General features: G+C 72.2%; 22 protein-coding genes. 18 read left to right on the top strand and 4 right to left on the bottom strand.

Annotated features, from left to right (window positions below):
* The first annotated feature begins 118 nt into the window (after nt 1–118).
* The 12 genes from ACWGUG_RS10570 (at nt 119) to ACWGUG_RS10515 (ending at nt 11,707) form a co-directional block, all read left to right on the top strand.
* Nucleotides 119–1,003 (top strand): zinc-dependent alcohol dehydrogenase, encoded by an 885-nt coding sequence (locus ACWGUG_RS10570; protein WP_452324638.1) that lies wholly within the window; start codon nt 119–121, stop codon nt 1,001–1,003.
* Nucleotides 1,000–1,395 carry a 6-pyruvoyl trahydropterin synthase family protein gene (locus ACWGUG_RS10565; protein WP_452324637.1) on the top strand — a complete coding sequence of 132 codons (396 nt, stop codon included), beginning with the start codon at nt 1,000–1,002 and terminating at the stop codon, nt 1,393–1,395. The genes ACWGUG_RS10570 and ACWGUG_RS10565 overlap by 4 nt, the downstream gene beginning before the upstream one ends.
* A complete protein-coding gene (locus ACWGUG_RS10560) occupies nt 1,392–2,402 on the top strand; it encodes a glycosyltransferase family 4 protein (RefSeq protein ID WP_452324636.1) in 1,011 nt (336 codons plus the stop codon). The genes ACWGUG_RS10565 and ACWGUG_RS10560 overlap by 4 nt, the downstream gene beginning before the upstream one ends.
* Entirely contained in the window at nt 2,399–3,226 is an 828-nt protein-coding gene (locus ACWGUG_RS10555; protein WP_452324635.1) for an SAM-dependent methyltransferase, read from the top strand. Before ACWGUG_RS10560 ends, ACWGUG_RS10555 begins: the two co-directional genes overlap by 4 nt.
* 94 nt (nt 3,227–3,320) lie before the next feature.
* Entirely contained in the window at nt 3,321–4,088 is a 768-nt protein-coding gene (locus tag ACWGUG_RS10550; protein WP_378883426.1) for a RibD family protein, read from the top strand.
* Nucleotide 4,089: 1 nt separating this feature from the next.
* Entirely contained in the window at nt 4,090–5,721 is a 1,632-nt protein-coding gene (locus tag ACWGUG_RS10545) for a CDP-alcohol phosphatidyltransferase (RefSeq protein WP_452324634.1), read from the top strand.
* Nucleotides 5,722–5,794: 73 nt separating this feature from the next.
* The gene (locus tag ACWGUG_RS10540; RefSeq protein WP_452324633.1) at nt 5,795–7,903 is read left to right on the top strand and encodes a heavy metal translocating P-type ATPase; all 2,109 of its coding nucleotides are present in this window, start codon (nt 5,795–5,797) and stop codon (nt 7,901–7,903) included.
* Between the two features lie 71 nt (nt 7,904–7,974).
* Nucleotides 7,975–8,856, top strand: coding sequence for a DUF2510 domain-containing protein (locus ACWGUG_RS10535; protein ID WP_452324632.1), 882 nt, complete (start codon nt 7,975–7,977; stop codon nt 8,854–8,856).
* Nucleotides 8,853–9,680, top strand: a complete 828-nt coding sequence (locus ACWGUG_RS10530; RefSeq protein ID WP_378883412.1) for a sulfite exporter TauE/SafE family protein — start codon at nt 8,853–8,855, stop codon at nt 9,678–9,680. The genes ACWGUG_RS10535 and ACWGUG_RS10530 overlap by 4 nt, the downstream gene beginning before the upstream one ends.
* Before the next feature lie 9 nt (nt 9,681–9,689).
* Nucleotides 9,690–10,139: an FAS1-like dehydratase domain-containing protein gene (locus ACWGUG_RS10525; protein ID WP_336394842.1), complete on the top strand. Its 450-nt coding sequence runs from the start codon at nt 9,690–9,692 to the stop codon at nt 10,137–10,139.
* 23 nt (nt 10,140–10,162) lie between these two features.
* Nucleotides 10,163–10,567, top strand: a complete 405-nt coding sequence (locus ACWGUG_RS10520; protein WP_336395061.1) for a MaoC/PaaZ C-terminal domain-containing protein — start codon at nt 10,163–10,165, stop codon at nt 10,565–10,567.
* Between the two features lie 3 nt (nt 10,568–10,570).
* Nucleotides 10,571–11,707 (top strand): UDP-N-acetylmuramate dehydrogenase, encoded by a 1,137-nt coding sequence (locus tag ACWGUG_RS10515; protein WP_378883409.1) that lies wholly within the window; start codon nt 10,571–10,573, stop codon nt 11,705–11,707.
* Nucleotides 11,708–11,802: 95 nt separating this feature from the next.
* On the opposite strand, the gene ACWGUG_RS10510 is transcribed toward ACWGUG_RS10515, so the two are convergent.
* Entirely contained in the window at nt 11,803–13,005 is a 1,203-nt protein-coding gene (locus tag ACWGUG_RS10510; RefSeq protein WP_336394844.1) for a pyridoxal phosphate-dependent aminotransferase, read from the bottom strand.
* A gap of 157 nt (nt 13,006–13,162) precedes the next feature.
* On the opposite strand from ACWGUG_RS10510, the gene ACWGUG_RS10505 reads away from it, so the two are divergent.
* The 5 genes from ACWGUG_RS10505 to ACWGUG_RS10485 all read left to right on the top strand — a co-directional run bounded on the left by ACWGUG_RS10505 (nt 13,163) and on the right by ACWGUG_RS10485 (nt 17,233).
* A complete protein-coding gene (locus tag ACWGUG_RS10505; protein WP_336394845.1) occupies nt 13,163–13,507 on the top strand; it encodes a hypothetical protein in 345 nt (114 codons plus the stop codon).
* A gap of 149 nt (nt 13,508–13,656) precedes the next feature.
* Nucleotides 13,657–14,538, top strand: a complete 882-nt coding sequence (locus tag ACWGUG_RS10500) for an ABC transporter ATP-binding protein (RefSeq protein ID WP_452324631.1) — start codon at nt 13,657–13,659, stop codon at nt 14,536–14,538.
* Nucleotides 14,535–15,368 (top strand): ABC transporter permease, encoded by an 834-nt coding sequence (locus tag ACWGUG_RS10495; RefSeq protein WP_336394847.1) that lies wholly within the window; start codon nt 14,535–14,537, stop codon nt 15,366–15,368. The genes ACWGUG_RS10500 and ACWGUG_RS10495 overlap by 4 nt, the downstream gene beginning before the upstream one ends.
* Nucleotides 15,369–15,392: 24 nt before the next feature.
* On the top strand, nt 15,393–16,604 hold the full coding sequence (locus ACWGUG_RS10490) for a sensor histidine kinase (RefSeq protein ID WP_452324630.1): 1,212 nt from the start codon (nt 15,393–15,395) through the stop codon (nt 16,602–16,604).
* On the top strand, nt 16,601–17,233 hold the full coding sequence (locus tag ACWGUG_RS10485; protein ID WP_336394849.1) for a response regulator transcription factor: 633 nt from the start codon (nt 16,601–16,603) through the stop codon (nt 17,231–17,233). The genes ACWGUG_RS10490 and ACWGUG_RS10485 overlap by 4 nt, the downstream gene beginning before the upstream one ends.
* Before the next feature lie 223 nt (nt 17,234–17,456).
* On the opposite strand, the gene ACWGUG_RS10480 is transcribed toward ACWGUG_RS10485, so the two are convergent.
* Nucleotides 17,457–19,052 (bottom strand): isocitrate lyase, encoded by a 1,596-nt coding sequence (locus ACWGUG_RS10480; RefSeq protein WP_452324629.1) that lies wholly within the window; start codon nt 19,050–19,052, stop codon nt 17,457–17,459.
* A 48-nt stretch (nt 19,053–19,100) separates the two neighbouring features.
* On the bottom strand, nt 19,101–20,765 hold the full coding sequence (gene aceB, locus ACWGUG_RS10475; RefSeq protein ID WP_452324628.1) for a malate synthase A: 1,665 nt from the start codon (nt 20,763–20,765) through the stop codon (nt 19,101–19,103).
* A 205-nt stretch (nt 20,766–20,970) separates the two neighbouring features.
* Here aceB and ACWGUG_RS10470 point away from each other — a divergent pair, with 205 nt between their 5' ends.
* A complete protein-coding gene (locus ACWGUG_RS10470; protein ID WP_378883397.1) occupies nt 20,971–22,449 on the top strand; it encodes a helix-turn-helix domain-containing protein in 1,479 nt (492 codons plus the stop codon).
* Nucleotides 22,450–22,452: 3 nt separating this feature from the next.
* Here ACWGUG_RS10470 and ACWGUG_RS10465 read toward each other — a convergent pair whose 3' ends face one another.
* On the bottom strand, nt 22,453–23,856 hold the full coding sequence (locus tag ACWGUG_RS10465) for an NAD(P)/FAD-dependent oxidoreductase (RefSeq protein ID WP_452324627.1): 1,404 nt from the start codon (nt 23,854–23,856) through the stop codon (nt 22,453–22,455).
* Nucleotides 23,857–23,911 lie beyond the last annotated feature (55 nt).

The following is a 23,911-nucleotide window of genomic DNA, read 5'->3' as shown; positions in this document are numbered from 1 at the left end:
ACCCGCCGCGGTTCACCGGGAGGAGCGGGATGCTGCGACCGCCTGGTGGACGGTGGCTCCGGGCTCGGGGGAATTCCGGCCGGCGCCGCTGCCTCCGCGGTCGGACGGCGAGGCGTCGGTGCGAACCTTGTGGACCGGGGTCAGCCGGGGCACCGAGTCGCTCGTCGCGCGAGGACAGGTCCCGGTCACGGAGCGGGAGCGCATGCGCGCCCCGTTCCAGGAGGGCGACTTCCCGTTCCCCGTGAAGTACGGCTACCTCAACGTCGGTGTCGTGGAGGACGGACCCCCGGACGTGCGCGGGCGGACGGTGTTCGCGCTGTACCCGCATCAGTCGCGGTTCGTCGTACCCGCCGAGGCCCTGGCGGTCGTTCCGGAAGGCGTGCCGGCCCGTCGTGCGGTGCTCGCGGGTGCGGTCGAGACGGCGGTCAACGTGCTGTGGGATGCCCGGGCGCTCGTCGGTGACCGGATCGTGGTCGTCGGCGCCGGCATGATCGGCGGTGCGATCGCGCGCGTAGCGCGCGGCATCCCAGGCGCCGACGTCACGGTCGTCGATGTCGACGAGTCCAAGCGATCGGTGGCCGATGCGCTGGGGGTGCGCTTCGCGCCGGCGGAGGGTCCGATCGGCGAGGCCGATGTGGTCATCGAGTCCAGCGGCAGCGCCGAAGGGCTTCAGCTCGCCCTGCGCGCGGCCCCCGCCGACGGGGAGGTGGTGGTCGCCAGCTGGTTCGGCGACCGGCCCGTGCCGTTGGAGCTGGGGGCCGACTTCCACTCGCGGCGCCTGGCGATCCGCTCCAGCCAGGTCGGGGCCGTCGCGTCGAGCAGGCGATCGCGGCGCACGACACGGGATCGCCTAGCGCTCGCCCTCCGCCTGCTGCAAGACCCTGCCTTCGACGCGCTGCTGGGTGCAAGCTCCTCGTGGAGACAGTTCCCCGAGGTCGTGGCCGCGCTCGCGGACGGCACGGCGGGAGGGCTCTGTCACACCTTCGATTGGAGTGCGGCATGAGCTTCAGCGTCACCGTCCGCGATCACCTCATGGTCGCGCACAGCCTGCGGGGCGAGGTGTTCGGCCCCGCCCAGAGCCTGCACGGGGCGACGTTCCTCGTCGACGCGACGTTCCGGGCCGCCGAGCTCGACGACGACGGCGTCGTGGTCGACATGGGGCGGGCGGCGGAGGCGGTGCGTGAGATCGTCGCATCGCTCAACTACCGCAACCTCGACGACGAGCCCGACCTGCGGGGCGTCAACACGACGACGGAGCGCCTCTGCCAGATCATCGGCGACCGCCTCGCGGGGCGGGCGCGCGACGGCGCGCTGGGCGACACGGCGCTGACCGGCATCACGGTGACGCTCCACGAGTCGCACGTGGCCTGGGCCTCGTACGAGGTGACGGTGTGACACGACCCGGCATCGTGTTCATCGTCCCCGCCGGGATCGATGACCCGGGCCGGGTCAGCGGCGGGAACGTCTACGACCAGCACGTGCGCGACGGCCTGCGCCGCCGCGGGTGGGCGGTGACGACGGTGGAGGCATCCGACGGTGCCGCTGTCGCGTCCGCCCTGCGGACAGCCGACGACGGTGCGCTCGTGCTGGTCGACGGTCTGGCTGCGTGCTGGGCGCCGGCGGAGGTCGAGGCGTCGTCGCCGCGGGTGCGGCTCGTGCTCCTCATGCACATGGTGGCGGCGGTGTTCCCCGACGCCGACATCGACACCGTCGCGGCGGAGCGGCGTGCGGCGCAGAGCGCTCGCCGCGTCATCGCGACCAGCCGCTGGACGGCCGACCAGCTCGTGGGCCGCGGGCTCTCGACGCGTGATCGCGTCACCGTCGCCGCGCCCGGAGTCGTGGCGGCGGAGGTGAGCGTCCCGGACGGTGACGACCGGTTCCTCTGCGTGGGGGTGCTTGCGCCGCACAAGGGTCAGGACACCCTGCTGGCAGCCCTCGCCCGCCTGCGCGAAGCAGACTGGTCGTGTGCGATCGTCGGGTCCGCCGAGCCGTACCCGCGATTCGCCTCGCGGATCCAGCGGGAGGCGCAGGCGCTCGGCGGCCGCGTCACGCTCACCGGAGTGCTCACAGGCGACGAACTCGCCGAGATGTACCGGCGCAGCGCCGTGCTCGTCGCGCCGTCGCGCGTCGAGAGCGCGGGCATGGCCGTGGGCGAGGCGCGAGGCCGCGGGCTTCCCGTCGTCGCCGCGGCGACGGGCGGCATCCCCGACACCGTCGCCGGCGGCGGCGCGGTCCTGGTCCGGCCCGGCGACGCCGTCGAGCTGGCCGCCGCCCTGCACGCGTGGATGAGCGATCCGGGCCTTCGCGCGCGGCTGCGCCGCGAGGCGCTCGCCGCGCGGGACGCGCTGCCGCGATGGGACGACACGATCGAGAGCGTCGCCGCCGCCCTGGAGTCGGCATGAGCTCCATCTCGACGGCGACGGCCGAATGGCTCGCGCTGCGCGCCCGTGCCGACGACGCCGCCCGCTCCGCCGAGCTGGCGCGCGAGCTGGCCCGGTTGGTCGGACCGGGACCCGTGGACGTGCACGACCTCGGCGCGGGAACCGGCGCCATGGCGCGCTGGCTCGCGCCGCTGCTTCCCGGTCCGCAGCGCTGGACCCTGCGCGACGGTGACGCGGGGATCCTCGCGCACGCGGACCTCCGGTCGGTCGCCGACCGAGACGGGCGTCCGATCGCCGCGGAATGGGTGGTGGAGGATCTGGCGGAGCTGCCGCGCGACGCGTTCCACGGGGCGTCGGCGGTGACGGCATCCGCTCTCCTCGACGTGATCACCGAGCAGGAGGCCGCGCACATCGTGGCCGCGTGCACCGCCGCGGGCGTGCCGGCGCTGTTCAGCCTCAGCGTGACCGGGGAGGCCGCGCTGCGGCCCCGCACGGGTGAGGACGCCGCGCTGGAGCGCACGATCGGCGCGGCGTTCGACGCCCATCAGCGGCGCGATGCGGACGGGCGGCGCATGCTCGGCCCCGACGCGGTGCGCGTCGTCGCGGAGCGTTTCGCCGCGGCCGACTGGCGCATCAGGACGATGCCGACGCCGTGGCGACTGGGCGCTCACGACCGCGCCCTGGCCGCCGCGTGGCTCGACGGCTGGGTCGACGCGGCGATCGAGCAGCGTCCCGACCTCGCGGGCCCGGCCGGGGAGCTGCGTCGCCGGCGCCGCGCGCAGGCCGACGCCGGCGATCTCCGGGTCGTCGTGGGGCACGAGGATCTGCTCGCATGGCCGGGCTGAGTGCGGCTCCCCGGGCCGGCGGAACCGGCCTCGCGGGCCGGGACCGCTTCCGTTCCCCGCGCGGGAGGGGCATCATCGGGTGCAGGAGATCCGCATGAGAGAGCGACCGTACGTCACACTCAGCTGCGCGATGTCGATCGACGGATACCTCGACAGCGCCGAGCCCCGGCGTCTCGCGATGTCGAACGCCTCCGACCTGGACCGGGTGGACGAGGTGCGCGCGCGGAGCGACGCGATCATGGTCGGGGCCTCGACGGTGCGCCGCGACGATCCGCGCCTGCTGGTGCGCGACACCGCTCGGCGCGCGCGGCGGCTGGCGCTCGGGCTGCCCGAATCGCCGACGAAGGTGACCGTCACCGCGAGCGGAGACCTCCCCGCCGATGCGGCCTTCTTCACCACCGGCGACGCGCCGCGCATCGTGTACTGCCCCGCCGAGGTCGCGGTGCCGCTCCGGGATCGGCTGGGGGAGCGGGCGACGGTCGTCGGGTCGGGCCAGGACTGCGTCACCATGACCGCCGTGCTCGACGACCTGGGCGACCGGGGGGTGCGCAGTCTCATGGTCGAGGGCGGCGGCAAGGTGCTGACGCAGTTCCTCACCGCAGATCTCGTCGACGAGTTCCACCTCGTCGTCGCGCCGTTCTTCGTGGGCGAGGACCGCGCTCCGCGTGCGGTCGGGGCCGGGCGCTTCCCGTGGACGGCCTCGCGGCGTGCCCGGCTTGCCGAGACGTTCCGGATCGGCGACGTCGTGCTCCTGCGCTATGCGCTGTCGGAGCGATTCGGCGCCCTTGACGGCGACGGCCTCGGCGACGGCGCCGCATCACGCCGGAACGCGACCGAGACGGTGCCCGCCGAACGGCGCTGACGTGGGCGCGGTCAGCGGACGAGTCGTCCCTGCGCCGCGCCGGCGCCTCAGGACCGCCGCCGCGCTGACGCTCCTGATCGTCGTGCCGCTCGTGCCTGGCGTGATCTCGACCGGCTCGGCCCTCCGACTCGTGGGGATCCCCGTCGAGTCCCTCGTGATCCTGCTGCTGCTCGCCGTGGTGCCGTGGCGTCCCGGCCGCGTGGCGCTCGCCGCGGCGTTCGGGACGTTCGTGTGCGTGGCCGTCGTCCTGGCCGCTGTCGATCGCGGATACGACGTCGCGCTGGGGACGCGCTTCGTGCCGCTCGACTGGCCGCAGCTCGGCGACGCCTACGGCGTGCTGGCCGCCGCGATCGGCCCGCTGCCCGCGAGTGCGCTGGTGGGCGCGGCGCTGGCCGTGCTCGTCGCGGCGGCGTGCGCGCTGGCGTGGGCCGCACTGCGCATCGATGCCGTCGGAGCCGGCCACAGCCACCGACGCCACCGCGCCCTCGCGGCCGTCACCGGCGTCTGGATCGTGCTCGCGGCGGCTGCGATCCCGCTGGGTGCCACCGGCCCCGTCGCGGCGGCGGCATCCACCGGGTCCGTCGGCGCGGCCGTCTCGCGGACGGTCACCGCGCTGCACGACCGAGAAGCCGTCGCGCGCGCGATCGCCGACGACCGCTACGCCGATGCCGCGCCCGGCGGCCTCGTCAGGGCTCTCCGGGGCAAGGACGTCGTGATCGCGTTCATCGAGAGCTACGGGCGGGTGGCGCTGGAAGGCGGCGGCTTCTCGTCCGGAGTGAACGACACCCTGCGCCGAGGCGAGAGTGCGCTGGCCGCAGAGGGGTACGTCGCCGAGAGCGCGTGGCTGACCTCGCCGACGTCCGGGGGAGTCAGCTGGCTGGCGCACGCGACGCTGCAGAGCGGCGTGTGGATCGACTCGCAGACCGCCTACACAGAGGTGATGCGCAGCGACCGTCTCACGCTGAGCGCGGCGTTCGCCGAGGCGGGCTGGCGAACCGTCGGCGTGGTGCCGTCGAACACCCAGCCGTGGCCGGTCGGCCAGGATTTCTACCGTTTCGACGAGATCTGGGATGCCACCGATCTCGGGTACCGCGGCCCGCCCTTCGGGTATGCGCGCGTCCCGGACCAGTATGTCTGGAAGCATTTCGCCGACCACGAGCTCGCCGGTTCCGCACAGCCGGTCATGGCGGAGGTCGACCTGGTGTCGTCGCACACGCCGTGGGCGCCGCTGCCGGAGCTCGTGCCGTGGGGTCACGTCGGAGACGGGAGCGTCTACCACGTTCAGCGGTCGCGGAGCGCCTCGGCGGGCGAGGTGTGGGAGGACGCCGAGACGGTTCAGCGGCACTACGGAAGATCCATCGAGTACGCCCTCGGCTCGATGCTCGCGTTCCTCGAGAACGTGGACGACCGCGATCTGGTGCTCATCGCGCTCGGCGATCACCAGCCGGCGCCGATCGTCACCGGAGAAGGCGCCGGCCGCGACGTGCCGGTCAGCATCATCGCGAAGGATCCTGCCGTGCTGGAGGCGATCGCCGGGTGGGAGTGGACGCCGGGGCTCCGACCCGGGACGACCTCTCCGGTGTGGGGGATGGACGCCTTCCGTGATCGGCTCTTCTCCGCGTTCCGGGAATAGCAGCGTGCGTGGGGCGTTGTGAGTGATACCCCATGGGGGTATAACGGAAGCACAGGCTCGTGAGGAGAATCCCGTGAACGATCCGCACCACGACGCCGCCGCCGGCGCCGTCGCACACGACCACACCGATACGGTGCACAGCGAGTCGCCCCACGAAGCTCACGACGCGCACGCGGGTCACGGCGGTCACGCCGGGCACGGGGCCGACCACGTGGCGCGCTTCCGCCGGCTGTTCTGGATCAACCTGGTCCTCGCCGTCCCGGTCGTCGCCTTCTCGGGCATGTTCGCCATGCTGCTCGGCTACACGCTTCCCGACGCCCCGATCGTGTCCTGGATCTCACCGATGCTCGGCACTGTCATGTTCTTCTGGGGCGGCTGGCCCTTCCTCACGGGAGCCGTCTCGGAGCTGCGGGCCCGCAAGCCCGGGATGATGCTCCTCATCGGGCTCGCCATCACCGTCGCGTTCTTCGCGTCGTGGGGTGCGAGCCTCGGCCTTCTCCATCACGAGCTCGAGTTCTGGTGGGAGCTGGCTCTCCTCATCGTGATCATGCTGCTCGGCCACTGGATCGAGATGCGCTCGCTCGCGCAGACGACGTCGGCGCTGGACTCGCTGGCAGCCCTTCTCCCCGACGAGGCCGAGCGCGTCGAGGGGGATCGCATCGTGACGGTGCCGCCCGCCGACCTGGCCGTCGGCGACGTCGTGGTGGTACGCCCCGGCGGGCGCGTCCCCGCCGACGGCCGCATCGTCGACGGCCGCGCCGACATGGACGAGTCGATGGTCACCGGCGAGTCGCGGGCCGTCGCGCGCTCGCGGGGCGACCAGGTCACCGCAGGGACCGTCGCGACGGATTCGGGGCTGCGCGTCGAGGTGACCGCCACCGGCGACGACACCACGCTCGCGGGCATCCAGCGTCTGGTCGCCGAGGCGCAGAACTCGACATCGCGCGCCCAGCGCCTGGCCGACCGCGCCGCGGGATGGCTGTTCTGGTTCGCGCTCGGCGCCGCTGCGGTCACGGCCGTCGTGTGGACCGCGTTCGGGATGCCGGACGAGGCGGTGGTCCGGACGATCACCGTGCTGGTGATCGCGTGCCCGCACGCGCTCGGGCTGGCGATCCCCCTCGTGGTCTCGATCGCGACCGAGCGCGCCGCCCGCGGCGGCGTCCTGGTGAAGGACCGCCTCGCGCTGGAGAGCATGCGCACGGTCGACGCGGTGCTCTTCGACAAGACAGGCACGCTCACCAAGGGCGAGCCCACGGTGGTCGACGTCGCGGCGGTGGCCGACATCGACGCCGACGCCGTGCTGGCGCTCGCCGCCTCGGCCGAGGCCGACAGCGAGCACCCCCTCGCCCGCGCCATCGTCCGGGCTGCGCACGAGCGCGGACTCGCGGTGGCCACGGCGGCCGACTTCCAGTCCTCGCCCGCGGTCGGCGTGACCGCCACCGTCGGCGGTCAGGTCGTGCGGGTCGGCGGCCCTCGCCTGCTGGAGGAGATCGGCGCGGCGGACGTGACGGCGGCGGAGGACTGGCGGGAGCAGGGGTCGACCGTGCTGCACGTGGTCCGCGACGGCGAGGTCGTCGGCGGGCTGGCGCTGGCCGACGAGATCCGGCCGGAGTCCCGCGAGGCCGTCGAGGCGCTGCACGCGCTGGGCGTCGAGGTCGTCATGATCACCGGGGATGCGGAGCCCGTCGCGCGTTCTGTGGCCGAGGCCCTCGGCATCCGTCGCGTGTTCGCGGGTGTGCGACCCGAGGACAAGTCGGCCAAGGTCGCCGAGCTGCAGTCGGAGGGGCTGAAGGTCGCGATGGTCGGCGACGGCGTGAACGACGCTCCCGCGCTCGCCCGCGCGGACGTCGGCATCGCGATCGGCGCCGGCACGGATGTCGCCATCGGGTCGGCGGGGGTCATCCTCGCCTCGAGCGATCCGCGCTCGGTGCTCTCGGTGATCGAGCTGTCGCGCGCCGGCTACCGCAAGATGTCGCAGAACCTGTGGTGGGCGGCGGGGTACAACCTCCTCTCGGTGCCGCTGGCGGCCGGCGTGCTCGCCCCCGTCGGCTTCGTGCTGCCGATGTCGGTCGGCGCCCTCCTGATGTCGCTGTCGACGGTCGTGGTGGCCCTCAACGCCCAGCTGCTGCGCCGCCTCGACCTGAGCCCCGAGCACAGCGCCCGCGCCGTCCTCGAACGCTGACGCCGGGGCGAGGCGATGGGTCGCGGCATCCGCCCCCATCGCCTCGCCCGTGGCGGGGATAGGGTTTGAGCATGAGCGCGACTCCTCCCGGATGGTATGACGACGGCCACGGCGCCCTGCGGTGGTGGGACGGCAGTCAGTGGACGGAGCATGTCGCTCAGCCCGACCCGGAGGCGTCGGAGGCCCCGACCGAGGCCGAGATCGTGGCCGCGCAGCTGGGCTTCGGCGGCGGCGAGCCCGCTGCGACCGCGGGGACCGCCGGCCCTGACGCGCCCGCTCAGCCCGTCACCGCCGCACCCGCCGCGACCGCGGCCGCCCCGGGGGCGGCATCCGTCGCATCTCCTGGGTATGCTGCCGGCGCGCCTGCCCAGGCGGTCGTGCCCGCGGCGACGCCGCCCTACGCGGGGCAGCCCCAGCCGCCGTACCCCGGCGGTGCACCTGCGGGCGGCGCCTTCACCGCCGCCACCGAACCTCGCAGGTCCAAGCTCTGGATCGTGTGGGTGGTGCTCGGCGTCGTGCTTCTCGGCGTCGTCATCGCGGCGGCCGTGCTGATCCCGCTGCTGATCCTCTCGGCGTCGACGTCCGGCGGCTCCGCGCAGAGCGATAACGAGCGCTCGGCCGTCGCCGCCGTGGAGCTGTTCGACGAGGCCTATCAGCAGGGCGACTGCGACGCCCTCGCCGAGGCGACGACGGAGGAGTTCCGGGCGGCGAACGGCTTCGACGACTGCGCCGCCTTCCAGGAGCAGGCCGCCGCCTTCAACGCGGCCCTCCAGGAGTACGAGATCGAGGTGACGGACGTCGAGACCGTCGCGGACGTGATCGTCGTGACGACGACGGAGAGCTACTCCGAGGTCGGCGAGGACGCCGAGCCCACCCCGGGCTCCGCGGTGTACGAGTACACGGTGGTCGATTCCGGCGGCGCCTGGCTCGTCGACGACGTCGCCGGCGGATGAGCGCGGCGCAGGCGATCCGTCCTCCGCGCGACGCGCGCTTCTACCTCACCTGCGTGGGGATCGGCCTGCTGGCGGGCCTGCTGTCGGGCCTCTTCGGCGTCGGCGGCGGAACCGTCATCGTGCCGTTCCTCGTGATGCTGCTGCGCTTCGACCAGCGCCTCGCCGCGGGGACGTCTCTGGCGGCGATCGTCCCGACCGCCACGGTGGGCGTCATCTCCTACGCCGTCCACGGCTCCGTCGCCTGGATCGCCGCGCTGCTGCTCGCCGCCGGCGCGGTGGTCGGCGCCCAGATCGGCACGTGGCTCCTGCCCAGGCTCTCGCTCACGGTGCTGCGGTCGGCGTTCGTCGGGTTCCTGGTCGCGGTGATCGTGAGCCTCTTCGTCGTGATCCCGTCGCGCGACGCCGAGCTCGTCCTCACGTGGCTGAGCGGCGCCGCGCTGGTCGTGCTGGGGGTCGTCACGGGCATCCTCTCGGGTCTCATCGGCGTCGGCGGCGGCATCATCGTCGTTCCGGCGCTCATGGTGCTGTTCGGAACGAGCGATCTGGTCGCCAAGGGCACCTCGCTGCTCATGATGATCCCGACCGCGCTGTCGGGCACCGTCGGCAACATCCGCCGCCGCAACGTCGACCTGGTGGCGGCGGCGATCGTGGGCATCGCAGCCTGCACGACGACGGCTCTCGGCGCGTGGGCGGCGGTGCTGATCGACCCTGTCGTGGCGAACGCCCTCTTCGCGGCGTATCTCGTCGTGATCGCCGTGCAGATGGCGATCCGTGCCTGGAAGGGCCGCTCCCGTCCGGCCGGGGGGTCCGAAGCCGCTCGGTAGGATGGCCTGGTGCCAGTGAACCCCGAGCTCGTCGAGCGTGACTTCCCGCCGACGGCCCCCTACCTCGTGGGTCGCGAGAAGGTGCGCGAGTTCGCGCGCGCCGTCTTCGCCGACGACCCGCAGCACATCGACCCGTCGGCCGCGCAGGCGCTGGGCTACAAGGACGTCGTCGCCCCTCCCACGTTCGCCATCGTCGTCACCGACGCCACGCTCCAGCAGCTGCTGGGCGAGCCCGACTCCGGCATCGTCCTCAAGAACGTGCTGCATGCCGAGCAGAAGTTCCGCTACTCCAGGCCGATCGTGGCGGGCGACGCGCTGACGGCGAAGCTCTCGGTCACCGGCATCCGCGCGATGGGCGCTGCGTCGATGGTCACGAGCGAGTCCGAGATCACGGATGCCGCGGGGGACCACGTCGTGACGGCGACCTCCGTGCTGCTCGTGGGGGAGGGCGACCAGTGAGCGCTGCATCGACGGGCCCGGCGATGGATGCGCTCGCCGTGGGCGACGTCGTCGCCGAGCGCACGGTCCACCTGACCCGCGAATCCCTCGTGCGCTACGCCGGCGCCTCCGGGGACTTCAACCCGATCCACTACCGCGACGATGTCGCCGCCGCTGTCGGACTGCCGGGAGTCCTGGCGCACGGCATGCTCACGATGGGCCTGGCCGTCGGCACCGTCGGGTCGTGGATCGGCGACACCGGTCGCATCCTCGAGTACGGCGTGCGGTTCACCAAGCCCGTCGTGGTCGACCCCGAGTCCGGCGCCGACGTCACCGTGGTCGCGAAGGTCGGCGCGGTCGACGAGGAGTCCGCCCGCATCGATCTCACCGTGTCGTACGAGGGCACCACCGTGCTGGTCAAGGCGCAGGTGCGCGTGCGGACCGCCTGACGCATGCCCGAGGTCATCCCCGTGCCGCTGTCGCGGCTCACGACACTCCGCACCGGCGGTCTGCCCGCCCGCATGATCGAGGCGACGACTCGTGACGAGCTCGTCGACGCCCTCCGCGACGTGTGGGCGTCCGGCGACGAATGGCTCGTGCTCGGCGGCGGATCGAACCTGTTCGTCGGCGACGAGCCGTTCGACGGCACCGTCGTGCGCGTGCTCACGAAGGGCATCGAGCGGATGCCGTCGCCTCTGCCGGGCCGGGTGCGCCTGAGGGTGCAGGCAGGACACGACTGGGACGACCTCGTCGCGTACGCCGTGGACGCCGGCCTCGGCGGTCTGGAGGCGATGTCGGGGATCCCCGGCACCGTCGGCGCGGCGCCGGTGCAGAACATCGGCGCCTACGGGCAGGAGATCGTCCAGACGCTCAGCGAGGTCGAACTGCTCGACGAGTCGACCGGCGAGGTCTCCACGGTGCCGGCCGCCGAGCTCGGCCTCGGGTTCCGGACGTCCGTGCTCAAGCACCACTACGGCTCGGTGCCCGAGCGTCGTGCCGTGATCCTGTCGGTCACCCTCGACCTGCCCGAGATCGGCCCCGACGCCCGTCGCATCGCCGGCGACCAGCTGCGCACGGCGCTGCGTGTCGGCCCCGACGACGAGGTGACGCTCGCGTGGGTGCGCGACCGGATCCTCGAGACCCGTCGCAGCAAGGGCATGGTGCTCGACGCCGACGACCCCGACACGTACAGCGCCGGCTCGTTCTTCCAGAACGCCGTGGTGTCGGCCTCGTTCGCCCGGACGCTTCCCGACGCGTGCCCGCGCTGGCCCGTGCACCCAGACCTCGATCCGGTCCTGGTCATCCCGCTCGCGACCTTCGACGGCCACGTGCCCGCGCCCACGACCGTCGAGTCCGACGTGAAGGTGAGCGCCGGATGGCTCATCGAGCAGGCCGGAGTCCGCAAGGGCTTCAAGCTGCCCCGCTCGCGCGCGGGACTGTCGACCAAGCACGCCCTCGCGCTGACCAACCGCGGCAGCGCGACCGCCGCCGAGCTGGCCGAGCTCGCCCGCTTCATCCAAGGCCGCGTGCAGTCCGAGTTCGGGCTCCTCCTCCAGCCCGAGCCCGTGCTGGTCAACGTCGAGCTCTGACACCCCCCATCCCGGGTTTGGGGCGCGCGGCACCCGTTCGGGGCGCGCGCGACGCGCCCCGAACGAGCGGGACGCGCCCCGAACGAGCTGTGTCGCTAGGACGCGAAGAGGCGCTGCAGGCGCTGGATACCCTCGAGCAGGGCCTCGTCGCCGAGGGCGTACGAGAGGCGCAGGTAGCCGGACGGGCCGAAGGCCTCGCCGGGGACGACCGCGACCTCGGCCTCTTCGAGGATGAGGTCGGCGAGCTCGAGCGACGTCGTCGGGGTCTTGCCCGCCCACTCGCGGCCGAGGAGGCCGCGGACGTCGGGGTAGGCGTAGAACGCGCCCAGCGGGTTGGGCACGGTCACGCCGTCGATCTTCGACAGCTCCGACACGATGGTGCGGCGGCGGCGGTCGAAGGCCAGGCGCATCTGCTCGACCTCTCCCTGCGGGCCGGTGAGGGCGGCCAGCGCCGCGCGCTGCGCGATGTTGTTGACGTTCGAGCACAGGTGCGACTGCAGGTTGCCGGCGATCTTGATGGCGTCCGCGGGTCCGACCATCCAGCCCAGGCGCCAGCCGGTCATGGCGTAGGTCTTGGCCACGCCGTTGACGAGGATCGTCTGGGCCGCGGCATCCGGAACCGCCTCGACGATCGAGATCGCACGGGTGCCCTCGTAGACGAGGTTCTGGTAGATCTCGTCGGAGATGATCCAGATGCCGTGCTCGACCGCCCATTCGCCGATCGCGGTGGTCTCCTCGGCGGTGTACACCGCGCCGGTGGGGTTGGAGGGAGAGACGAAGACGAGGGCCGTCGTGCGCTCGGTGCGTGCCGCCTCGAGCTGCTCGACGGTGACCTTGTACTCCTGATCGGCCCCGGCGAAGACCTCGACCGGGACGCCGTCGGCCAGGGCGATCGCCTCGGGGTAAGTGGTCCAGTACGGGGCGGGGAGCAGGACCTCGTCGCCCGGGTTGAGGACCGTCTGGAAGGCCTGGTACACGGCCTGCTTGCCGCCGTTGGTGACGATGATCCGCGACGGGTCGACGTCCAGGCCCGAGTCGTGCAGCGTCTTGGCGGCGATGGCCTCGCGCAGCACCGGCAGGCCGGCCGCCGGTGTGTAGCGGAAGTTGGCGGGATCGCGCAGCGCCTCGGCGGCGGCATCCACGATGTATCCGGGCGTCGCGAAGTCGGGCTCGCCCGCCGCGTACGAGATGACGGGGCGGCCGGCGGCCTGCAGCGCCTTGGCCTTGGCGTCGACCTTGAGGGTCGCGGACTCGGCGATGGCGGAGAGCTTGCGGGAGAGCGGTGCGCGTTCGGTCACGCTTCGAGCGTAGTCCGAGCGGCGCGGCGGTTCAGCCGCTGCTTCCTCACGGGCGGCCTGCGACCGGTGGGGGAGCGGCGCCGGCGACGGCGGGTCTCGCCGCCGCCGCCCGGCGAGCCCTTTCCGCGGCTCCCCCGGCCGGGATAGCCTGTGCCTCGTGGACGCGTGGATCTGGGGTGCGGTCGTGCTCGCCATCGTGCTCGTGATCGCCGGGGGGATCGCCTGGTGGCTCGCGCGCGGCTGCGTCCTCACCATGATCGGCGCGACCGGCGCCATCGTCGGCGGCGTCATGTCGCTCGTCGCGCTGGCGGTGCTGCTCGACCTCGACACCGGCCTGCGGGTCTCAGCGATCGGCACGGTGGCGTCGGGCGTCTGGCTGCTCGCGTGGGCGCTGGCCGGCGGCATCCGCGGTCAGCGCATGCTTCGCGCCGAAGAGCGAGCGGATGCCGCCGCCGACGCCCTCGTGGCGCCCACCGCGCCCGCACGCCCGCGCAGCATCTGACACGCCGACTGCCCGTTCGCGGGGCGGTTCGCGGCCCGCGCCTCGCTCCGCACCCCGACCCGGTGGACGCGGGCATCCACCGAATGGGGGATGCCTCCTCCTGCGGATGACGGCTGGGCGAGGCGGCTCGGCGCCGCGAGGCTGAAGACATGAGAACTCCAGCGGTGCAGGTGCGGAACCTGCAGAAGACGTATGACGGCCGCGCGGTCGTCGACGACGTGAGCTTCGACATCGAGCAGGGCGAGACCTTCGCCCTGCTCGGCCCGAACGGCGCCGGCAAGTCGACGACCGTCGAGATCCTCGAAGGGTACCGCCGGCGCAGCGGCGGCACGGTGAGCGTGCTCGGCGTCGACCCCGAGCACGGCGGACTCGAGTGGAAGGCGCGTCTGGGGATCGTGCTGCAGGTGTGCGGCCAGAGCGGTCTGCTCACCGTCCGCGAGCAGCTGCGGCAGTTCGCGGGCTTCTACCCCGACGCGCGAGACGTCGACGAGGTCATCTCCGCCGTCGGCCTCACGGCCCAGGCGAAGATGCGGACCTCGAAGCTGTCGGGTGGCCAGCAGCGCCGGGTCGACGTCGCGATGGGGATCATCGGCCGGCCCGAGCTGCTCTTCCTCGACGAGCCGACGACCGGCTTCGATCCGGAGGCCCGCCGGGAGTTCTGGGAGCTGATTCGCGGGCTCAAGGCGGACGGCACCACGATCCTGCTCACGACCCACTACCTCGATGAGGCGGCTCAGCTCGCCGATCGGGTGGCCGTCATCGCGGACGGCCGGCTGCAGGCGGTGGGGCAGGTCGACACGTTCGGCGGACCGCAGGCCCGCGTGCCGCTCGTCCGGTGGCACGAGCAGGGCGTCCGGCGGGAGCAGCGCGCGACCGCGCCGCTGCGCTTCGTCGGCGAGCTCACCGAGAGGCTGGGGCACGAGCCGGAGCAGCTCGAGATCGTCCGCCCGAGCCTCGAGGACATCTATCTGGAACTGGTCGCGAGCGCATCCGGCGTCGCGGCGGCGGACATGAAGGAGACGGTGCGATGAGCACGACGGCGATACGGGTGCCGGGGATCGTCCCGACCGGCCTGTGGCGGGCGCAGTTCGAGCTGAGGCAGTACTTCCGCTCCGGCGACACGCTCTTCTTCACGTTCCTGTTCCCGGTCTTCATGCTGGGACTCTTCAGCGTCGCCTTCGGCGGGGACGGCGACGTGCAGATCGCGCCGGGCGTGCCGGCGCTGCCGATGGCGCAGCTGTACCTGCCCGGCATGATGGCGGCAGGGCTTCTGCTGTCGGGGTTCCAGAACCTCGCGATCGACATCGCCCTGGAGCGCTCGGACGGCACGCTCAAGCGGCTGGGAGGGTCCCCCCTCTCCCCGGTGAGCTACTTCCTGGGCAAGATCGCGCAGGTCCTGGTCACCGGCGTCCTGCAGACGGTGCTGCTGCTCGCGGTCGCCGGCATCCTGCTGGGCGTGCCGCTGCCCACCGAGCCGGCGCAGTGGCTCACGTTCGCATGGGTGTTCGTGCTCGGCATCGCCACGTCGGCTCTCCTCGGCATCGCGTTGTCGAGCGTGCCTCGCACGGCCAAGAGCGCGACCGCGGTCGTGATCCCGGTCGGACTCGTCCTGCAGTTCATCTCCGGCGTGTACCTCATGTTCTGGCAGCTGCCGGAGTGGCTGCAGAACATCGCGTCGCTCTTCCCGCTGAAATGGATGGCGCAGGGCATGCGGGCGGTCTTCCTCCCCGATGCCTTCGCGGCGCTCGAGCAGGGCGGCGAGTGGAATCTGGGCGGCGTCGCCGCGGCGCTGGGGATCTGGCTCGTGGTGGGGCTCGTGCTCTCCCTCGTCACCTTCCGGTGGATCCGCCGCAACGCGTAGCCTCACTCAGGGACAGGAGGACGGATGCTGCAGAAGCGGTGGTGGGACATCGCGGTCGTCGCCGGATCGGCGTCGATCGCGATGGCCATCGCCTTCGGCCTGGGGCCGGGGGGCGCGGCCGAACGGGCGATCGCGTTCGTGGCCATCGCCGCGTTCGCGCTGGCGTACTTCGTGATCGCGCGCCCCGCGATCGGCGCCGCGTCGACGGTGCGGTTCGTCGCGTTCATGATGACGATCGCTGTCATCCTCACCGTCGGAACCGCGGCGACCGCGTTCCTCGCGACCCTCCAGGTGCTCGCGTACCCGCTGGCGTGGGTGCTCGGCGACACCCGCCGCCGCGGCGTCATCGGGTCGGCTGTGATCGCCGCGGCTGTGATGCTCGGCTACGCGATCGGCGGCGGCTTCACCGTGGGCGCGATCGTCGCGGGACTGACGACCGCCGGGTTCTCGTTCGCCTTCGCGACCGCGTTCGGCCTGTGGATCTCGGGTATCGCGGAGTACGGCGAGGAGCGGGCGCGACTGCTCGACGAGCTGACGGCGGCGCAGGCCGAGGTGCGGGCGCTGAGCCACGAGCGTGGTGCGTCGGAGGAGCGGGAGCGGCTCGCCCGTGACATCCACGACACGCTCGCTCAGACCCTCGCGGGGCTCGTGATCTTCGCGGAGCGCGCAGGGCGGCAGTCTCGAGAGGGGCAGGCGGATGCCGCGGCCGCGACGATCGCGACCGTCGAGCAGGTCGCGCGCGACGCACTCGGCGAGGCACGCGCGCTCGTCGCCCGCACGGCCGCCGTGCCCGACGAGCCCGCGTTCGGCGCTGCCGTCGAGCGTCTCGCGGAGCGGTTCCGCGCGCACGACGGCGCCGCGATCGACATCGAGGTCGACGACGTCGCCGAGGCGCTCGACCGCGACCGGCAGGTCGTGCTGCTGCGCTGCGTGCAGGAGGGGCTCTCGAACGTCGCACGGCACGCGCGCGCCACGCACGTCTCGGTCGCGGTGCGGGAGTCGGAGGAGGGCGCACTGCTCGAGATCGTGGACGACGGCAGCGGCTTCGACCCTGCGGGCACCGGCGGCGGATTCGGCCTCGCGGGAATGGCGGAACGCGTGGCTCTGGCGGGCGGCACGTTCGAGGTGGACTCCGCGCCGGGCGCCGGCACGACCGTGCGCGTACGGCTGCCGATCTCGCCGGGGCAGCCCCCTGTGGCGTCCGCGGACGCACGCCGGGCGGGGGAGGCGCCGTGATCCGCCTCCTCATCGCCGACGACCATCCCGTCGTGCGCGCGGGCCTGGCCGGTCTGCTGTCGGACGAGCCCGGCTTCGACGTCGTGGCGGAGGCATCCGACGGAGACGAGGCGGTCCGCCTGGCGGCCGCGACGCACCCGGACGTCGTGCTGATGGACCTGCGCATGCCGCGGGTGGACGGCGTCACGGCGACCGCGCGGCTCGTCGGCGGAGAGGCGGGCACTCCGCCGCCGCGCGTGCTGATCCTCACGACCTACGAGTCCGACGACCAGATCCTCGCCGCGATCGAGGCGGGGGCATCGGGCTACCTGCTGAAGGCGGCGCCGCAGGCGGAGATCGTCGCCGGCATCCGCTCGGTCGCCGCCGGGCAGTCGGCCCTGTCGCCGCAGGTCGCGGTGCGGCTCGTCGAGCGGATGCGCCGCCCCGAGCCCGGCGCCGTACTCACCGCCCGTGAGCTCGACGTGCTGCGGCTGGTCGCCACCGGTCACAGCAACAAGCAGGTGGCGGTCGCCCTCGGGATCGGCGAGTCGACGGTCAAGACGCACCTGCTCAAGGTGTTCGAGAAGCTGGGAGTCGCCGACCGCACGCGCGCCGTGACCCTTGCCATGGAGCGCGGCCTGCTCTCCTGACGCAGGCTGGGCCGGCTCACCGCGAACGGGCTTCCGCCGGCGTCCTCGTCGGCTCCTGCTCCACTTCGCGGATCCGGAATTCGGACTTTCGCAGCGTTTCCGGAGAGCTGGCGGCGCATCGATCCGGAAACGCTTCGGTTCTCCGTATTCCGGATCCGTGACGGATGCCGCGGAGCGACGACGGATGCCCCGGACCGGGCGGTCCGGGGCATCCGTCTGCCGTTCAGCCGAACTGGTTCATCGTGTTGTCCTTGCCGCCGGCCTTGAGGGCCGCGTCGCCGGCGAAGTACTCCTTGTGGTTGTCGCCGATGTCGCTTCCGGCCATGTTCTGGTGCTTCACGGTCGCGATGCCCTCGCGGATCTCGCGGCGCTGGACGCCCTTCACGTAGGCGAGCATGCCCTCGTCGCCGAAGTACCCCTTGGCCAGGCTGTCGGTCGACAGCGCCGCCGTGTGGTACGTCGGGAGGGTGATGAGGTGGTGGAAGATGCCGGCGCGCGTCGACCCGTCGCGCTGGAACGTTCGGATCTTCTCGTCGGCCAGTCGCGCCAGCTCGGTGTCGTCGTACTCGACGCTCATCAGGTCGCCGCGGTCGTACGCCGACATGTCCTCGCCCCGCTCCGCGAGCAGGTCGTACGCCTGCTGACGGAAGTTGAGGGTCCAGTTGAACGACGGGCTGTTGTTGTAGACGAGCTTCGCGTCGGGGACGACCTCGCGGATGCGGTCGACCATGCCGGCGATCTGCTCGACGTGCGGCTTCTCGGTCTCGATCCACAGCAGGTCCGCGCCGTTCTGCAGCGACGTGATGCAGTCCAGGACGACGCGGTCCTCGCCCGTGCCGGGGCGGAACTGGTACAGGTTGCTTGCCAGGCGCTTCGGCCGCAGCAGCCTTCCCTCCCGCCGGATGATGACGTCGCCGTCGCTCAGCTCCGCCTCCGAGATCTCCTCGACGTCGAGGAACGCGTTGTACCGGTCGCCGAGGTCGCCGGGCCGGCTCGAGACGGCGAGCTTCTGCGTGAGCCCGGCGCCGAGCGAGTCGGTGCGGGCGACGATGATGCCGTTGTCGATGCCGAGCTCGAGGAACGCGTAGCGGACGGCGTTGATCTTCGCGAGGAAGTCCTCGTGGGGGACGGTGACCTTGCCGTCCTGGTGGCCGCACTGCTTCTCGTCCGAGACCTGGTTCTCGATCTGGATGGCGCAGGCGCCCGCCTCGATCATCTTCTTGGCGAGCAGGTAGGTGGCCTCGGGATTGCCGAAGCCCGCGTCGATGTCGGCGATGATCGGCACCACGTGGGTCTCGTGGTTGTCGATCTGGGACTGGATGAACTCGACCGCGGTCTCGTCACCCGCGCGGCGCGCCTCGTCGAGCTGCGTGAAGAGCAGGTCCAGCTCGCGGGCGTCGGCCTGACGCAGGAACGTGTAGAGCTCCTCGATGAGGGCCGGCACCGCCGTCTTCTCGTGCATCGACTGGTCGGGCAGGGGACCGAACTCCGAGCGCAGCGCGGCGACCATCCAGCCGGACAGGTACAGGTAGCGCTTGTTCGTGCTCTTCAGGTGCTTCTTGATCGAGATGAGCTTCTGCTGCCCGATGAAGCCGTGCCAGACGCCGAGCGACTGGGTGTAGACCGACGAGTTGGCGTCGTAATCGGCCATGTCGCGGCGCATGATGTCGGCGGTGTACTGGGCGATCGCAAGGCCCGTCCGGAAGCGGTTCTGCGCCCGCATGCGGGCCACATGCTCGGGGTTGATGGCCTCCCAGCCGGAGCCGTGCTGCTCCTTGAGCGCCTGGATGGCTTCGATGTCGTCTTGGTACGCGGTCATGTCAGTTCCTTGGGTGGTGGTGTGGGTGTCGCGGGGACGGATGCCGCGTCACTCGGTCTCGACGAGGAAGCGCGAGTACGCGGGCAGCGTCAGGAACGCCGGGAAGTCCCGGCCGAGGGCGACGTCACGGAAGATCTCGGCCGCGTCGTCGAAGCGGTCTCCGTCGCGGCGGTCCACCTCGCCGAGCACCTGTGCGATCAGGCCCTCGACGTGCTCGCGGGTGATCGGGGTGCCGTCCTCGGTCGTGCGGTCCTGATGGATCCACTGCCACACCTGCGAGCGCGAGATCTCGGCAGTGGCCGCATCCTCCATGAGGTTGTCGATCGCGACGGCGCCCAGGCCCCGCAGCCACGCCTCGATGTAGCGGATGGCCACCGAGACGTTGCCGTGCACGCCGGCGCTCGTGATCGGGCGGCCGATGTGGACGTCGATCAGGTCGGCGGCCCGCACCTCCACCTCGGGGCGCTGACGGTCGAGCTGGTTGGGCCGGTCGCCCAGCACCGCGTCGAACTCGGCGCGCGCCACCGGGATGAGGTCGGGGTGCGCCACCCACGTGCCGTCGAAGCCGTCACCGGCCTCGCGCTTCTTGTCAGCGGCGACCTTCTCGAACGCGCGCTCGGTCACCTCGGGATCACGGCGGTTCGGGATGAAGGCGCTCATGCCGCCGATCGCGAAGGCGCCGCGCTTGTGGCACGTCTGCACGAGCAGCTCGGTGTAGGCCCGCATGAACGGCACCGTCATCGTGACCTCGCTGCGGTCCGGCAGCACGAAGCGCGCGCCGCGGCCGCGGTAGTTCTTGATGATCGAGAAGATGTAGTCCCAGCGGCCGGCGTTCAGGCCCGCGCAGTGGTCGCGCAGCTCGAAGAGGATCTCCTCCATCTCGAATGCAGCAGGGAGCGTCTCGATGAGCACCGTCGCGCGGATGGTGCCGTGGGGGATGCCGATGTAGCGCTCGCTGAAGGTGAAGACGTCGTCCCAGAGCTTCGCCTCCTCGCTCGATTCGAGCTTGGCGATGTAGAAGTACGGGCCTCGGCCGTTCGCGATGAGCTGCTTCGCGTTGTGGAAGAAGTACAGCCCGAAATCGACGAGCGAGCCGGATGCCGCCATCGTGCGGCCGGCGCGGTCGGTGAAGCGGAGGTGCTGCTCGGGCAGGTGCCACCCGCGCGGTCGCATCACGATCGTCGGGGTCTCGGTCGCGGTCACCTCGTACCGCTTGCCCTCCGGGCTGGTGAACGAGAGCTCGCCGCGGATCGCGTCGCGCAGGCTCAGCTGCCCCTCGATCACGTTCTTCCACGTCGGGCTGGTGGCGTCCTCCTGGTCGGCGAGCCACACCGTCGCGCCCGAGTTCAGCGCATTGATGGTCATCTTGGGGTCGGTCGGGCCGGTGATCTCGACGCGGCGGTCCTCGAGCCCGGGGCCCGCGCCGGCGACCTTCCACTGCGAGTCCTCGCGGATGTGCCGGGTCTCGTCGCGGAACTGCGGGTCGTGGCCGTTGCCGATCTCGAACCGGCGGCGCATGCGGTCGGCGAGCCGGTCGTGCCGGCGGGCGCCGAAGCGGTGGTGCAGTTCGGTGAGGAACGCCAGAGCCGCGGGGGTCAGGATCTCGTCGTAGCGGGGGCCGAGGCGCCCGGCGATCTCGATCGAGGGCTCGTGCGTCTGGGTGGGGATCGGTCCGGTGCGCGTACGCATCGGGGTGGCGGTTGCAGGTGTCATGGTCCCTGTCTTCCTGTGAGCAGTGCGTGGAGAGTGGGATGCCCCGATCCGGCGTGTGGGCCGGATTCGCGGTTGCCCCTGATCTGCGTTCTGGGCCGATCGGCGGTATGTCGTGAGACCACTCTGCGGTGAAGTTCGGGGAACTACCTGACGAATCAGGCTGTGAAGTTTTCGTCTATTTCTGTTTTCGTGACAGAATCGGCCCATGACGACGACGCTGACCAGGGATGCCGCCGCAGAAGTCCCCGACGATGGCGGGGTGGACCCGCTCACCATCGGCCGCCGCATCCGGCAGCTGCGCACCGACCGCGGCATGACGCTGGAGGAGCTCGCCGCGGCCGTGGACCGCGCGCCGAGCCAGCTGTCGATGATCGAGAACGGGCGCCGCGAGCCGAAGCTGACGCTGTTGCAGGCGATCGCCCGCGCGCTGGGCTCGTCGATCGAGGCGATCCTCGAGTCGGAGCCGCTGGACGAGCGCGCCACGCTCGAGATCTCCCTCGAACGCGCCATGCGCGGCCAGACGTTCCAGGCGCTGGGGATCCCGCCTTTCCGGATCGGCAAGGCGGTGCCGACCGAGGCGCTGAAGGCGATGCTGGCCCTGCAGGGCGAGATCGAGCGTCTCCGCGACGAGCGGGCCGCGACGCCGGAGGAGGCCCGGCGGGCGAACGTGGCGCTGCGGCGGCTGATGCGCACGCAGAACAACTACTTCCCCGAGCTGGAGATCGAGGCGCGCCGGCTCCTCGATGCCGTCGACCACCCGGGGGGTCCGCTGACGCAGCGCACGGCATCCGACATCGCCGCCCACCTCGGCTTCACCCTCCACTACGTGCCCGACCTGCCGCAGACGACGCGCTCGGTCGCCGACATCAAGAACGGCCGCCTTTACCTCTCCAGCCGGGTCACGGCCAAGGGCGACCCCCGCACCGCACTGCTGCAGGCGCTGTCGAGCCGCATCCTCGGCCACCGCGAGCCGACGTCGTACGCGGAGTTCCTCCGTCAGCGCGTCGAGACGAACTACCTCACCGGGGCGCTGCTCATCCCCGAGGCCCACGTCGTGCCGTTCTTGCAGGAGGCCAAGAAGGACCGCGCGATCTCGATCGAGGACCTCCGCGACGCGTACTCGGTCTCGTACGAGACGGCTGCGCACCGCTTCACGAACCTGGCGACCGTGCACCTCGGCATCCCGGTGCACTTCCTCAAGGTGCATGAGTCGGGCACCATCACCAAGGCGTACGAGAACGACGACGTCAACTTCCCCACGGACCGCCTCGGCGCGATCGAGGGCCAGATGTGCTGCCGCAAGTGGACGTCGCGAGTCGTCTTCGACGTCGACGACCACTTCAACCCGTACTACCAGTACACCGACACGGGCAACGGGACGTACTGGTGCACCGCCCGCGTGGAGCTGTCGAGCGAGGGCGCCCACTCGGTGTCGGTGGGTGTGCGGTTCGACGACACCCGGTGGTTCCTCGGCCGCGACACGACGAACCGCGGGGTGTCGAAGCACTCCGTCGAGGTCTGCTGCCGCCGGGCCCCTGCCGACCTCGAGGCGGCCTGGCGCGAACAGTCGTGGCCGAACGTGCGGACACCGAGAACCCTCCTGGCCACCCTGCCGACGGGGGCGTTCCCCGGGGTCGACACGACCGACGTCTACGAGTTCCTCGAGGCGCACGCGCCGCGCTGATCGTCAGTGCCGGCCGGCGACCCAGCCGGCGACGTGAGCCGGCCATGCGGTGCGCGGCGACGACCGCGCGTCCTCGACCCGGTCCGCCACCCGGTACGCCGTGTAGATCCCGTGCACCGCGACCCACCGCAGCGGCTCGACCTCCCAGCGCCGGGCATGGTGCCCGACCCACGGCAGCCGGGTGAGCTCGGTGTCGCGCGCGAGCACGAGGTCGGCCAGCGTGCGGCCGGCGAGGTTCGTCGCCGTCACGCCGGTGCCGACATAGCCGCCCGCCCAGCCCAGGCCGGTCGCCGGGTCATGCGCGAGGGAGGCCGTCCAGTCCCGCGGGACGCCGAGCACGCCCGCCCAGGCGTGCGCGATCGGCACGTCCGCGGCATCCGGGAAGAACCGCCGCAGCAGCCGGGTGAGCGAGCGGATCGTGCGCTCCTGGGTGCGCCCGTCCGCGTCGACGCGCGAGCCGTAGCGGTACGGGACGCCTCTGCCGCCGAACGCGATGCGGTCGTCGGCGGTGCGCTGCGCGTACATGTAGACGTGGGCGAAGTCGCCGAGCGTCTCACGGCCCTCCCAGCCGATCCGCTCCCACACCGCAGCGGGGATCGGATCGGTCACGATCATCGACGAGTTCATCGGGAGCACCGCGCGATGGTGCCCTCGCAGGTCGGGCGTGAACCCCTCGGTCGCACGCAGGACGTGCGCCGCCCGCACCGTGCCGCGGTCGGTCACCGCGCGGCCCGGCGTGATCTCGGTCACGCGCGTGTCCTCGAAGACGGTCACGCCCAGGCGCTCGACGGCCTCGGCGAGCCCGGCGGCCAGCTTCACGGGGTGCACGCGGGCGCAGTGCGGATGCCAGGCGGCCCCGAGCGCGCCGTCGATGCGGAGACGGGATGCCGTGGCCGCGGCATCCCACTCCTCGATGTCGGTGTGGGGCCACGAGCGGTCGTGCGCGACGGCGGCCCGCAGGCGGGCGAGCTGCGCGGCGGAGCGGGCGACGTTCAGCTCGCCGCCCTTCGCGATGTCGGCCTCGATGCCCTCGCGCTGCGCGACGCCGATGACCTCGTCGACGGTCTGGTTGAGCGCCCGCTGCTGCGCGATGGCCGCGTCGCGCCCGCGCGAGGCCGCGAACGCGTCGCGGCCGCCCGTGACGGTGTTCGTGAGCCAGCCGCCGTTGCGGCCGGACGCCCCGAATCCGGCGAAGCGCTGCTCGAGCACGACCACCCGCAGGTCGGGCTGGGCGCGCTTGAGGTAGTAGGCGGTCCACAGGCCGGTGTAGCCCGCGCCGACGATCGCCACGTCGGCCTGCAGGTCGCCGTTCAGCGGCGGTCGCGGGGCAGGAGTCCCGCCGGCGCTGCGCCACCACCACGACACGTCGCCGTTGCGGATGTCATCGAGGTCTCGGGTCGGCGGCACGCGCACAGGCTACCGCCGCCGTCCGCGCACGCCGGCGCCGAGGGGTCGTCGATCC

The organism is Microbacterium sp. NPDC055455 (genome assembly GCF_053619935.1).
The sequence above is the reverse complement of the archived record's forward strand: the minus strand, read 5'-3'. Positions and strand labels throughout refer to the sequence as shown.